Consider the following 12,048-nt stretch of genomic DNA (forward strand, 5'->3'; position numbering starts at 1 on the left):
GCCATCCCGACCACCGGGATCGCGAGCAGATTGGCCGGGACCGCGAACAAGTTGACCGTGTCGGTCATGATGATGAGGAGCGGTGTGGTCAGGATCTGCGCCGCCAGCGTCATCGACAGGAGCATCGCGGGCGCCTCCGGTACACCGCGACGCATCAGGGCCCGTCGAATCGGGACCGACCACAGCACCAGCCCCAACGTCGCAACCACCGAGAGCGCGAACCCCGGCGCCACCGCCATCTGCGGCCAGATCAGAATCACCACGATCACCGCCGTCCCCAATGCCGGCAGCGCCTGCGCGCGCCGCGACCCCAGACCGGCCAACAGCCCGACCGATCCCATGACCGCCGCCCGGAGCACGCTGTCGGACGGCCGGACCAGGATCACGAAGCCGACGATCACCACCCCTCCGACCAGGACAATGGTCCGCGCCGATGCCCCGGTCATCCGGATCCCGAGGATCACCGTGCCGCACACGAGCGAGAAGTTGCTTCCGGAGACCGCCAGCAGGTGCGTGAGTCCGGCCGCCCGAAAGTTGTCGGCGGTGCGTTGGTCGAGTCCGCTCACATCGCCGAGCACCAGGCCCGGCAGCAGTCCGGCCGAGCGTTCGGGCAGGGCTCGGCCCGCCACCTCGCGGAGCCGTTCGCGGACCCGACCGGCGGTCGTCTGCCACCACGGCGCCTCCCCCACCCGTTCCATCTCCCCGACTGCACTGAGCCGCGCCGCCGACAGCCGATCGGCGACGCCGTCCCGCGGCGGTCGGACCCGCACGCGAACGCGGTACCGCTCCCCCGGCAGCGGGTCCGTCATCTCGGCCCGCGCGATCAGACTCGCCGCCACCGGCCGCTGCGACCCGGCGCGCACCTTGCGAACCGTCACCGGCAGAACCATCTGTCCCGGCAACGCGTACGACGGATCGCCCGCCACCTGGACTTCGACGATCGGTTTGCCTTCCACGTGCACGATCGGCGCCTGCTCCACCGCCAGAATCCGCAGCAGCACCACCAGGGTCGACGCCGCTGCGACCCCGCAGGCACCGGCAATGCTGATCGCCACCGCTCGCCCGCGCTCCCCCGTCCGCCGACTGAGGGCCGCCGCAACCGCACCGGCCACGGCGAGGGTGCCGCCGACAGCGGTGGTGACGCCGATCGGCACCGCCAGGGCGACCGCCGCTGCCGCCCAACATCCCGCGGCAGGCGACGCCAGCCGGAGGTCGGAGGTCTTCACCCCACCGTCACCAGCGGGGTGAGCTTCGCCAGCCGCGCCGGCCCGATCCCATCGACCTCCGCGAGCTGCTCCACGGCAGTGAACTGCCCGTTGGCCTCCCGCCAGGCGATGATCGCCGCAGCCGTCACCGGACCGACCCCGGGGAGCGCCTCGAGTTGCTCGGCAGTCGCGGAGTTGAGGTTCACCAGACCGGTTCCCGGCGCGGGCGTGGTGCCACCCGCAGGCGGCGCCGCGGGTCCGCTCGATTCAGGTCCGGGCCCCGGTGCGGGCGCGCTGCCCGCCGCAGCGACCACCGCGCTCTTCACCGTGCCCGCGCCGCCCTTGCCGACGAGTATCTGATCGCCGTCGCGGAGCAACTGCGCCATGTTGAGACTGATCAGGTCGGCGCCCGGTCGCGCCCCGCCCGCCCGATCGATCGCATCGGCCACCCGCGCGCTGTTCGGGATCCGGACCAGCCCCGGCCGCTTCACCAGTCCGACGACGCTCACCACGATCTGCCCGTCTGCGGACGGCGTCGGCGCCGCACTCGGCTCCGGCGCCTGCCCCGGCTTCGCCGCGACCGACGACGACGCGCTGGAGTCGAACGCCACCAGGGGCGCCACCGGCTCATTCTGCTTCAGCAGCGAGTACCCGGCGATCCCCGCCGCGATGAGCCCCACCACGATCAAGCCGATCGCGGCGGGCGGCAGCATCGTCAGCCGACGACGCGGCGGATCCCAGTCGTCCTCCCACTCGTCACCGTCACCGAGGGACTCCAGACCCGGCGTCCGGTCGACCTCCGCCGCTGCGGGATCGTCGCGCTCCTCCCATCCGTCATCGGGATCGTCCGCGGCATCGACGCGGTCGCCAGCCTGCCGGTCGGCGTCCGCGTCGAGACAGTCGAACTCGTCGTCCGCCGACCACGCCTGCCGTCCCCGCGGCGTGTCGAGCCAGCTCGGCATGCCGGTGACACCCCACGGAGCCTGCTCGGCGGTCGGCGCGGCCAGCCTGGCCAATGGATCGGGCCCGGTTTCGCGGTCACGGCCCACCCGCTTCTTCCTCCCCATGTCCCGGACAGTAGGCCGATGCCAACGCCGTCGACAGAGGCGACGACGTCAACCGCCGATTCTGTGGACGAACCCCCGAAATTCCACAGCATCGGACGGTCGCTTCACCCGCCGGCCGACGCCGCAACGCCGTCAAGGAAGCGCCGCAGCCCGGATTCGAACAGCACGTCGGGATCGTACGGATAGCCGGTGTCGATGATCTTCTTCATGGTGGGAAACCGCTCGCCGGGGGCCACCCGGCGGAGATCACCGATCCGGGTGTCCATCCATTCGTCGTTGGTGAGGCCGGTGGCCGCACGGTCGGCCAGCTCGGTCTCCAAGGTGAGGCCGACGCCGCGAATCAGATGCAGCAGGCACAGATAGTCGGTAAACGACTGCACCGGATCGCCCGTCGCCGCGTGGAGACTGCCGAGCATGGCCTCCGACAGCACCATCGCATTCGGGATCGCCGCCGGTCTGGTCATCGACAGTGCGCCCGCGAACCACGGATGCTGCACCATCGACTGCCAGAGCGCTCGCGCAGCGGCTTCCAGATCGGCTCGCCAGACCCCGGAGGCGGGCGGCAGAACGATCTCACCCATCACTCGATCGAGCATCGCCAGTTCGAGGTCGTCGCGGCTCGGCACGTAGCGGTAGACCGCCATGGTCGGGATCTCCAACGCCGCCGCGAGCCGACGCATCGAGACGCCCGACAGGGACTCCGCGTCGGCGATCCGCACGGCCACCCCGACGACGCCGTCGCGGGTCAGCACTGCGGGGTCGGCCCCATCGGGCGCGCGCACCACGCTGCCGCGACCCGGAGTCGACTCCACCAGCCCGTCGTCCTGCAGGATCGCCAGCACTCGACTGGCGGTGGCCATCGCCACCCCGTGATCGCGCATGATCGCGCGAGTGGACGGCACGGCATCGCCCACACGCAGCCTGCCCGAGACGATCCGCCTGCGGTACTCGCCTGCGATCTGTTCTGCCCTCGTCATCCTGCTCCGCCCCCGCTCCCCCGCCGACTGCACTAGTGCACTTTCATCAAAAGACCAGTAAAACGCTGTATCTATACGGAACTGTACGCCGTACGGTCGCACTATGAAAACACTGCATGTACTCGTCAGCGGAGCATCGATCGCCGGGCCCGCTGTCGCCACCCTCCTCGCCCGGCAGGGCCACCGAGTCACCATCGTCGAGCGAGCACCGGCACTACGTCCAGGCGGTCAGACCGTTGACCTCCGCGGCGCCGGACGGACGGTGATCGACCGACTCGGCCTCACTGCGGCCACCGACGCGCGACTGCTCCACCAACGCGGAATCGCCAGCGTCGACGCGCACGGCCGCCGATACGGCTCGCTCCCCGTCGAGGCCTTCGACGGCAACGGCATCGTCTCGACGCACGAGATTCTGCGCGGCGACCTCGCAGAGACGCTCGTCGATGCGGTCCCGTCCGACGTCCGCTTCCGGTGGGACGACACCGTCGTCGGACTCGACGAGGACGCCGACGGCATCACGGTCTCGTTCGAGACGGCCGCGACGTCGCGCTTCGACCTCGTCATCGGCGCGGACGGCCTCAGCTCCGGCGTCCGTCGCTGCGCATTCGGTCCCGACACCGACTTCCTGCAGCCGATCGGACTTCGCTTCGCCTGGTTCACCGCGACCGTAGACTGCGACCTCGACCGGTGGTATCTGATGCACAACGCCCCGGGCGGGCGGGTCGTCTCACTGCGACCGTCCCGGACCGACGGGACGGTCAAGGCGTCGCTCGCCCTCCGCGGCAGCGACGACCGGCCGCGCCACGACCGCGAAAGTCAGTGGCAGTTGTTCGACGACGCGTTCGCCGACGTCGGCTGGGTGGCACCGCAACTGCTGCAGCAGATGCGGCAGGCCGATGACTGGGCATACGCCGACCTGGCGCAGGTCCGGATGAACGCCTTCACCTCCGGCCGCATCGCCCTGGTCGGGGATGCCGCCTACTGCCCGACGCCCCTGACCGGTCTGGGCACCACGCTCGCGCTCGTCGGCGCCTACGTCCTCGCGGGCGAAATCCAGCGCGCTGACGGTGACGTGGCCCGCGCACTGGTGCGCTACCAGCAGATCATGACGCCGTACCTCGCCCAGGCCCAGCAGCTTCCCCCCGGCGGGCCCGCAGGGTACGCGCCCAAGAGCCGCGCAGCGATCGCGTCGAGCCGACTGTCGTACTGGGCCATGAAGCATTGGCCGGTGCGGAACCTGGTGGCCCCGCAGTTCGCCAAAGCCGACGGCATCGACCTGCCCGACTACCCGCTCACCACTGCGAAGTAGCTCTGCACCGGGTTCGCCGTCGGACGGCGATCACTCCAGCGGATCCAGCCCCCACGCCAGCGCAACGCCGACCGCTCCCGGGCCGACGTGGATGCCGAGCACGGCACCGAGATCCACCACCAGCGTCGAGGTCACGGTGTCGAGGCGCTCGGTGATCTGTTCCAGCACCGACTCCGCCAGTTCCGGATTCTGGCAATGCTGCACGCCGATGGTCACCGGTTCCCCTCCGGCGAGTTCCACGACGGCGTCGAGCATCTTCGCGATCGCCTTGGTGGAGGTGCGGTGCCGTTCGCGCAGTGCCAGCACGCCGTCGGCCATGTGCAGGATCGGCTTGATGGCCAGCGCGGAGCCGAGCATGCGGCTCGCCGCACTGATCCGACCGCTGGCGCGCAGGTTGTCGAGAGCTTGGACGCAGACCATCGACTCGGCGGTCGCAGCGGCTCGGACCGCCGTCTCGTAGACCGCGTCGCGGTCGAGCCCGTTCTCCGCCGCCTGCGCCGCGGCCATGGTGGTGAGGCCCACCGACAACCCGACCGACCGGGAGTCGACGACGCGCACCTTGCCGTCCATCGCGTCGGCGGCCAGCCGCGCGGCACCCCAGGTGCCGGACAGGCGCCGGGACATGTGGACGGCCACCACGCCGTCGCCGTCGCTCGCCTCCCAGGCACGCTGGTAGGCGTCCTGCAGATCCCCCAGGTTGGCGCCCGAAGTGGTGACCTTCGGCATAGTGACGATGTCGTCCGGGACGTCGTCGACGCCTTCGGCGTAGTCGATGCCGTCTTCGGTGGTCAGATGCAGCGGGACCTGCAGTATTCCGTGCTCGTCGAGCAGTGACGCGGGCAACCGCGATGACGAATCGGTGACGATGACGACAGACACCCCTACACGGTAGCGGGTCGGGCCTCCGAGACCGATTCCGGTCGTGCGTCCAGCGCCTGCCGCACCACCGGCACGCTCAACTCGCCGATCCGACGCTGTGTCTGAACGCTCCAGTGGATGCCGTCGGGGTTCATCACCACGTCGGGGTCCGCGAAGGCCTCCGCGGTGGTCGGGTACCAGTCGATGGTCGGCAGGCCCTTCTCGGCCGCCCACTCGGCGATGGCGACGGTGGTCGCGATCCGCCCGGGATGCGCGTGACCGTAGTAAGGACTGTCGTGCGTCGACGGCAGACAGACCACGATCGGCAGATCCGGTCGCAGGTGTGCCAACGCGGCGCGGATCTTCTCGAAGTACCGCGCGGTCTCGGCCGCCGGGAGCGCCATCGGCCAGCCGATCGGCGACAGGCGCGGCTGCAGCCAGCCGTATGCGCCGCGCACCATCTCGCGCAGCTTGGCCGGCCGCACGTAGCGGATCTGTTCGCGGAACGCCGTCGGCAACGGCGACGGCAGCGAGTCCATGCCGCCGAACGCCAGCACCAGGACGTCGGCGTGCGGAACAGCCGCCCAGATCCGCGGGTCCTGGGTGATGGCCCACCAGATGTCGCGGCTCGTCCAGCCGATCCGGGCGAACAGCTCGACGTCGAGTCCGAGTTCTGCGCCGACGATGTTGGGCCAGATCCGCTTGTCGTCGGCGGCGAGCCCGCCGGTCTCGTCGTAGAAGGAGAGCGAGTCTCCGAGCACCATGATGGAACCCATAGCGACTATTGCACCGTGCTTTCCGCTGATTCGGCCGACGCGTTCCACACGTCGAGGCGCCAGGTCGGATCCTCGCCGGGCAGCGCGTGACCGGAGAGCTGCACCCAGCTGGTGTTCGCGAGGCCGCCGAAGATCGGCCAGTTGTCGACCGGGAGATTCAGGAGCCCCGCGGTGAGCGCGGCGATCACGCCACCGTGCGCCACCAGCACGACGGGCGCCTCGGCGTCGCTGCCCTGCCCCCAGTCCTCGAGTTGCTCGACGAGCTCGGCGACCACCGGTACCGAGCGCGCGGCCACTTGGACGCGGGACTCGCCGTTCGGCGGCGCCCAGTGGGCGTCGTCGCGCCAATGCCTGCGGGCGCCGGGCGAGAGCTCGTCGACCTCGGTATGGGTCATCCCCTGCCAGTCGCCGAGATGGGTCTCGCGGAGGCGGACGTCGGTCGCGACCTCCTGGCCGGTCACCGAAGCCAGCGCCAGCGCGGTCTCGTGCGCGCGGCGCAGGTCCGACGACCGGATCAGTTTGGGACCGCGGGTCGCGAGGGCGCGGCCCGCCACGGCGGCTTGCCGCTCACCGACGGCCGACAGGTCGGTGTCGAGCTGTCCCTGCATGCGGCGCCCCGCGTTGTACTCGGTCTCGCCGTGCCGCAGCAGGATCAACCGTCGGACGATCGGCGTCAGCCGTTCGACGCTGGTGTCGCCGGCGTCGGGTTCACTCCTCATTCGCCCGCGGCGGTCTCGTCGGTCTTGCGCTGGCCGAGGCCCTCGATCTCGATGACCGGGCAGTCCTTCCACAGTCGCTCGAGACCGTAGAAGTCGCGCTCGTCGTCGTGCTGGATGTGCACGATCAGCTCGCCGTAGTCCAGCAGGCCCCAGCGACCTTCGCGGGTGCCCTCGCGGCGCAACGGCTTGTGTCCGGCCTCGCGCAGCTTGTCCTCGACCTCTTCAATGATCGCGTTGACCTGGCGCTCGTTGTCGGCCGACGCGATGAAGAATGCGTCGGTGATGACGAGCGTCTCGGAGACGTCGATCGCGACGATGTCGGTGGCGACCTTGTCCTCGGCGGCGAGGGCGGCGATCGTCGCCATCTGGATGGCCTCGGGGGAAGCAGTCACGGGTGGTCCTTTCGGTACAAACCGTGCTTGGCGATGTACTGGACCACCCCGTCGGGCACCAGGTACCAGACGGGACGGCCGTCAGCGGCGCGCACACGGCAATCGGTCGAGGAGATCGCCAACGCGGGGATCTCCAGCATCTGCAACACATCGGCGGGCTTGGCGGCCAAGTGCTCCATCAGATGCGTGGCATTCAGTTCGTATCCGGGCCGCGAGACTCCGATGAAGTTCGCGAGCTCGAAGAGGTCCTCCCAATCATGCCAGGAGAGGATGGTCTCGAGCGCGTCCGCACCGGTGATGAAGAAGAGTTCGTCGTCCGGATACTGCTTCTTCAGGTCGCGGAGGGTGTCGACGGTGTAGGTGACACCGTCGCGGTCCACGTCGACTCGACTGACGGTGAACTGCGGGTTCGACGCGGTGGCGATCACCGTCATCAGATAGCGGTGTTCGGCCGGGCTCACCGTGCGCGAGGGGTCGGCGGCGTGCTCGCCCTCCTTCTGCCACGGACGGCCGGTCGGCACGAAGACGACAACGTCCAGGCCCAGGCGGTGCGCCACCTCGCTGCCGGCCACCAGGTGGCCGTTGTGGATGGGATCGAAGGTCCCGCCCATCACGCCGATGCGGCGGGGGGTGCGTGCGCCCTGTGACATGCCGATTGACTTTACGCGGGTGGCCGCAGGCGGGCTCACACCGGCAGCAGCTCCGCGATGACCTTTGACAGCTGGTCGGCGTTGCGGCACTCGAACATGTCGACCACCGCGCCGTACTTGCTCGCGTCCGAATCACCCGAATCCCACGACGACTCGCGCTCCGGATTGAGCCAGTAGGCGTTGCGGACGCGGTCGCGCATCTTGGCGAGCGCGTCGGCGTGGGTCGGTCGGAAGTTGTTGCGGGCGTCGCCGAGGATCAACAGGGCGCTGCGGTGCGTCAGCGAGTCGCCGTAGCGGTCCTCGAAGCCCTTGAGCATGTGGCCGTAGTCGGAGTGCCCGTCGCGGGTGCTGATCGACGCCTCCGACAGCATGCGCGTCATCCGCTCGCCGAACTGCTCGTCGCTGTTGCCGCGGTCGAAGAACTCGGTCACCTCGTCGACGGTGTCGACGAACGCGAACACCCGCACGTGCGAGAACTGCTGGCGCAGCGCGTACACCAGCTGCAGCGTGAACTGGCTGAAACCGGCCACCGACCCCGACACGTCGCAGATCACCACGAGTTCGGGTTTGCCCGGACGAGGCTTACGGCGACGCAGGTCGATCGGGATGCCGCCGGTCGACATCGAGGCGCGCAACGTGGCGCGGACGTCGACGGCGCCGTGGTGGTTGCGGCGGCGACGGAACTCGAGCTTGGCCGCCAGCAGCCGGGCGATCGGGTCGATGGTCCGCCGCATCTTGGCCATGTCCTGCGGGTTCGCCGAGAAGAAGTCGATCATCTCCGGCAGCTTCGGGACCGCGTACTCGCCGACCACGTCGCGTCCCCGCACCTCGGCCATCCGGCGCTGGGTCTCGGTGGTCACCGCCTCGCGCAACTGCACGGTGGCCTCGCGCGCGGCGCGACGGTTCAGCGGATCGGTACCCGGCCGCTCGCCCGATTCGGTGTCCTGACCGCCTGCCATCGCCGCGGCGATCCGCGCGATCAGCGTCTGCGGTGAGATGGCCGACATGGCCTGATAGACCGAGTACGACTCGCCGCGCGCCGACTCGTACTGGCCCACCTCGCCGACGATCATCGCGACCAGTTGGTCGAACCGACCGTCGGTCATCGCGTCCGAGTCGGCCAGGATGTCGGCGGTCAACTCCCGCAGCGCCGCGACGTCGACGTTGCCGTCGGCGTCGCGCGGCACCTCCATCGCCCCGCGTCGGGCCTGCGATCCCAGTGGGAACCACAGCTCGAAGCAGAGGTCGAAGGTGTCGCGGTGCGTGTGGTCGTCGAGCAGCGTCGCCGCCAGGCCCTCCCGCAGCGACCGACGGTCGAGGAGGTCCAGCACGCTCATCGCCTGACCGGCATCGATGAGGCTCGACGGGCCCACGGTGATGCCCCGGCTGCGGAGGTCGTCCACGAAGCCGGTGAGCGTGTCGACGAGCGGTTCGGTCACGTCGGCCCGGTCCCCAATGGGAGACACGCCCTAGCCGAGCTTCAGCTCGCGCATCGCGGTCTTGACGTCGGGACGGTGCTTGAGCACCACGCCGAGCGTCCGCGCGATCAGCGAGTCGTCGAGCTTGCCCGCCTCGGCCTCGGCGCCCGTGGTCATCGCCAGGAGGGTGTTGCCCCAGTCGATGGTCTCGGCGACCGACGGCTTCTTACGGATGTCGAGGGTGCGGAGCACGCCGACGATGCGCACGATCTCCTCGGCGAGCCGCGACGGCAGCTCCGGCACGCGCGACGCGAGGATCTCGCGCTCCAAGGCCGCATCCGGGAAGTCGATGTACAGGTACAGGCAGCGCCGCTTCAGCGCCTCCGACAGCTCGCGGTTCGCGTTCGACGTCAGCAGCACGATCGGGCGACGCGTCGCCTCGACCGTCCCCATCTCCGGGATGGTGATCGCGAAATCGCTGAGCACCTCCAGCAGCAGGCCCTCGATGTCGACGTCGGCCTTGTCGATCTCGTCGATCAGCAGAACCGTCGGCTCGGTGCGCGAGATCGCGGTGAGCAGCGGGCGAGCGAGCAGGAACTCCTCGGAGAAGATATCGCCCTTGGTGGACTCCCAGTCACGCTGGCCCGCGGCCTGGATCGCCAGGATCTGCTTGGCGTGGTTCCACTCGTACAGCGCGCGGGCCTCGTCGATGCCCTCGTAACACTGCAGTCGCACCAGATCCGAGCCGGTGGCCTGCGCGAGCGCGCGGGCGAGTTCGGTCTTGCCGACACCCGCGGGCCCCTCCACCAGCAGCGGCTTGCCCAGCCGGTCGGCCAGGAACGCGGTGGTCGCGGTGGCCTCGTCGGCGAGGTACCCGGTCTGCCGCAACCGCGCGCGGACGTCCTCGACGTCGGCGAAAGTCGGTTGGATGTTTCCCACGCTGCTGAATCCCCCGTCGCTCCGCTCGCCCCTGTTCACTCCCCCGTCGCTCCGCTCGCCCCTGTTCACTCCCCCGTCGCTCCGCTCGCCCCTGTTCACGCCGGACGGACCTGTCCGTCGCCCCACACCAGCCATTTGGTGGAGGTCAGCTCGGGCAGTCCCATCGGGCCGCGCGCGTGCAGTTTCTGCGTCGAGATGCCGATCTCGGCGCCGAAGCCGAACTGCTCGCCGTCGGTGAACGCGGTGGACGCGTTGACCATCACCGCCGCGGCGTCGACCCGGCTGGTGAACTCGTTGGCGGCGGCCAGGCTCTTGGTGATGATGGCCTCGGTGTGCCCGGTGCTGTAGGTGGCGATGTGGTCGATGGCGGCGTCGATGTCGTCGACCACCTTCACGGCGATGTCGAGCGACAGGTACTCGCGGTGCCAGTCGTCTTCGGTCGCGGGCTCCATGCCCGGCTCCTCGCCGTGCATCACGACGCCCTGCGCCTGCAGCGCGGAGGTGATCGGGCCGAGCGCCTGGTCGGCGATGCCGCGGTCGATCAGGACCGTCTCCACGGTGTTGCACACGCTGGGGCGACGGGTCTTGGCGTTGAGCACGATGCGGGTCGCGACGTCGACGTCGGCGTCGCGGTGCACGAAGATGTGGCAGTTTCCCGAGCCGGTCTCGATGGTCGGGACGGTCGCGTTCGTGACGACCGTGCTGATGAGGCCCGCACCGCCGCGCGGGATCACCACATCGACCAGGCCGCGGGCCTGGATCAGCGCGGTGACACTGTCGCGGCTCTCGCTCGGCAGCAACGAGACGGCGTTCGGATCGATGCCGTGGTCGGCGAGGACGTCGCGCAGCACCGACACCAGCGCGGCGTTGGAGCTCGCGGCCGACGACGATCCGCGGAGCAGCACGGCGTTGCCCGACTTGAACGAGATGCCGAAGCCGTCGACGGTCACATTGGGACGCGCCTCGTAAACGAAGCCGACCACGCCGAGCGGGACCCGCACCTGGCGGAGTTCCAGACCGTTCGGGAGCGTCTTGCCGCTGAGCACCGCACCGATCGGGTCGGGCAGCGCGGCTACCTGGCGGAGTCCGTCGGTGATCCCGGCGACCCGGTCGGCGGTGAGCCGGAGTCGGTCGACCAGCGAGGCCTCGGTGCCTGCGGCCTCGGCGCGCTGCACGTCGTCGGCGTTGGCAGCCAGGATCTGGTCGGCTGCGGCGTCGATGGCCGCGGCCGCGGCGAGGAGGACGGTGTTCTTCTGCGCCGTGGTCAGCTGGCCGAGGGTGCGCGAGGCCTGCTTCGCGGCGGTGGCGAGCTCGGTGACCGCGACGGTGACCGATTCAGCGGTGGGTGCACTCATGTCTCCCAGGGTAGCGGTGCATCCCGACCGGCCGTCGCCCGCGGCGACCGCGTGAATGCAGGGATCTGTTGCGGGATCAGTCCCGGGGCAGTTTGACGGTGAAGACCGCGCCGAGTCCGGGGCCGTCGCTCGCCGCGGTGAGGGTGCCGCCGTGGGCCTCGACGAGGGCTCGGGCGATCGACAAGCCGATCCCGCTGCCGCCGTGGTCGCGATCGCGGGCGGTGTCCGCACGATAGAAGCGGTCGAAGACGTGCAGCAGGTGCTCGGCGGCGATCCCGTCGCCGGTGTCGAGCACCTCGATCACCGCGGCCGTACCACTGGCGCGTGCGCTGACCTGCACGGTTCCATCCGCGGGCGTGTGTCGGAGCGCATTGGTCAGCAGA

The 12,048-nt window shown here is 69.9% G+C and carries 13 protein-coding genes; 1 reads left to right on the forward strand and 12 read right to left on the reverse strand.

Features of this window, described 5'->3' with window-relative positions; genetic code table 11:
• From GX543_RS09695 to GX543_RS09705, 3 genes are all read right to left on the reverse strand, one after another.
• Positions 1-1,226 (reverse strand): ComEC/Rec2 family competence protein (locus GX543_RS09695; protein WP_290851632.1); only part of this gene is annotated, 1,226 nt, incomplete at its 3' end.
• Positions 1,223-2,272, reverse strand: coding sequence for a ComEA family DNA-binding protein (locus tag GX543_RS09700; RefSeq protein ID WP_290851633.1), 1,050 nt, complete (start codon positions 2,270-2,272; stop codon positions 1,223-1,225). The genes GX543_RS09695 and GX543_RS09700, both read right to left, overlap by 4 nt.
• A gap of 104 nt (positions 2,273-2,376) precedes the next feature.
• Positions 2,377-3,249 (reverse strand): GntR family transcriptional regulator, encoded by an 873-nt coding sequence (locus GX543_RS09705; RefSeq protein WP_290851635.1) that lies wholly within the window; start codon positions 3,247-3,249, stop codon positions 2,377-2,379.
• A gap of 103 nt (positions 3,250-3,352) precedes the next feature.
• Between GX543_RS09705 and GX543_RS09710 the strand changes: the two genes are divergently transcribed.
• Positions 3,353-4,558, forward strand: a complete 1,206-nt coding sequence (locus GX543_RS09710; protein ID WP_290851636.1) for an FAD-dependent monooxygenase — start codon at positions 3,353-3,355, stop codon at positions 4,556-4,558.
• A gap of 30 nt (positions 4,559-4,588) precedes the next feature.
• On the opposite strand, the gene GX543_RS09715 is transcribed toward GX543_RS09710, so the two are convergent.
• The 9 genes from GX543_RS09715 to GX543_RS09755 all read right to left on the reverse strand — a co-directional run.
• Complete coding sequence (locus tag GX543_RS09715) at positions 4,589-5,437, reverse strand: DegV family protein (protein WP_290851637.1); 849 nt, start codon at positions 5,435-5,437, stop codon at positions 4,589-4,591.
• A gap of 2 nt (positions 5,438-5,439) precedes the next feature.
• Entirely contained in the window at positions 5,440-6,192 is a 753-nt protein-coding gene (gene octT / locus GX543_RS09720) for a diglucosylglycerate octanoyltransferase (protein WP_290851638.1), read from the reverse strand.
• A 5-nt stretch (positions 6,193-6,197) separates the two neighbouring features.
• On the reverse strand, positions 6,198-6,911 hold the full coding sequence (locus tag GX543_RS09725; RefSeq protein ID WP_290851639.1) for a histidine phosphatase family protein: 714 nt from the start codon (positions 6,909-6,911) through the stop codon (positions 6,198-6,200).
• Positions 6,908-7,303: a ribosome silencing factor gene (gene rsfS / locus GX543_RS09730; RefSeq protein WP_290851641.1), complete on the reverse strand. Its 396-nt coding sequence runs from the start codon at positions 7,301-7,303 to the stop codon at positions 6,908-6,910. The genes GX543_RS09725 and rsfS overlap by 4 nt, the downstream gene beginning before the upstream one ends.
• A complete protein-coding gene (nadD, locus tag GX543_RS09735) occupies positions 7,300-7,953 on the reverse strand; it encodes a nicotinate-nucleotide adenylyltransferase (RefSeq protein WP_290851643.1) in 654 nt (217 codons plus the stop codon). Before nadD ends, rsfS begins: the two co-directional genes overlap by 4 nt.
• A gap of 35 nt (positions 7,954-7,988) precedes the next feature.
• Positions 7,989-9,392 (reverse strand): VWA domain-containing protein, encoded by a 1,404-nt coding sequence (locus tag GX543_RS09740; RefSeq protein ID WP_290851644.1) that lies wholly within the window; start codon positions 9,390-9,392, stop codon positions 7,989-7,991.
• A gap of 30 nt (positions 9,393-9,422) precedes the next feature.
• Positions 9,423-10,310: a MoxR family ATPase gene (locus GX543_RS09745; protein WP_290851645.1), complete on the reverse strand. Its 888-nt coding sequence runs from the start codon at positions 10,308-10,310 to the stop codon at positions 9,423-9,425.
• A 95-nt stretch (positions 10,311-10,405) separates the two neighbouring features.
• Positions 10,406-11,665, reverse strand: a complete 1,260-nt coding sequence (locus tag GX543_RS09750; RefSeq protein ID WP_290851646.1) for a glutamate-5-semialdehyde dehydrogenase — start codon at positions 11,663-11,665, stop codon at positions 10,406-10,408.
• Between the two features lie 76 nt (positions 11,666-11,741).
• Positions 11,742-12,048: ATP-binding protein (locus tag GX543_RS09755; protein WP_290851647.1), on the reverse strand; the 307-nt coding region annotated here is incomplete at its 5' end.

This window comes from Gordonia sp. (in: high G+C Gram-positive bacteria), from assembly GCF_012515855.1.
Classification (GTDB): domain Bacteria; phylum Actinomycetota; class Actinomycetes; order Mycobacteriales; family Mycobacteriaceae; genus Gordonia.

Excerpts from the sequence above, each read along its gene's own strand:
- GX543_RS09750 (WP_290851646.1), bottom strand. The coding sequence starts at position 11,665 with ATGAGTGCACCCACCGCTGAATCGGTCACCGTCGCGGTCACCGAGCTC.
- nadD (WP_290851643.1), bottom strand. The coding sequence starts at position 7,953 with ATGTCACAGGGCGCACGCACCCCCCGCCGCATCGGCGTGATGGGCGGG.
- GX543_RS09700 (WP_290851633.1), bottom strand. The coding sequence starts at position 2,272 with ATGGGGAGGAAGAAGCGGGTGGGCCGTGACCGCGAAACCGGGCCCGAT.
- GX543_RS09705 (WP_290851635.1), bottom strand. The coding sequence starts at position 3,249 with ATGACGAGGGCAGAACAGATCGCAGGCGAGTACCGCAGGCGGATCGTC.
- octT (WP_290851638.1), bottom strand. The coding sequence starts at position 6,192 with ATGGGTTCCATCATGGTGCTCGGAGACTCGCTCTCCTTCTACGACGAG.
- GX543_RS09710 (WP_290851636.1), top strand. The coding sequence starts at position 3,353 with ATGAAAACACTGCATGTACTCGTCAGCGGAGCATCGATCGCCGGGCCC.
- GX543_RS09725 (WP_290851639.1), bottom strand. The coding sequence starts at position 6,911 with ATGAGGAGTGAACCCGACGCCGGCGACACCAGCGTCGAACGGCTGACG.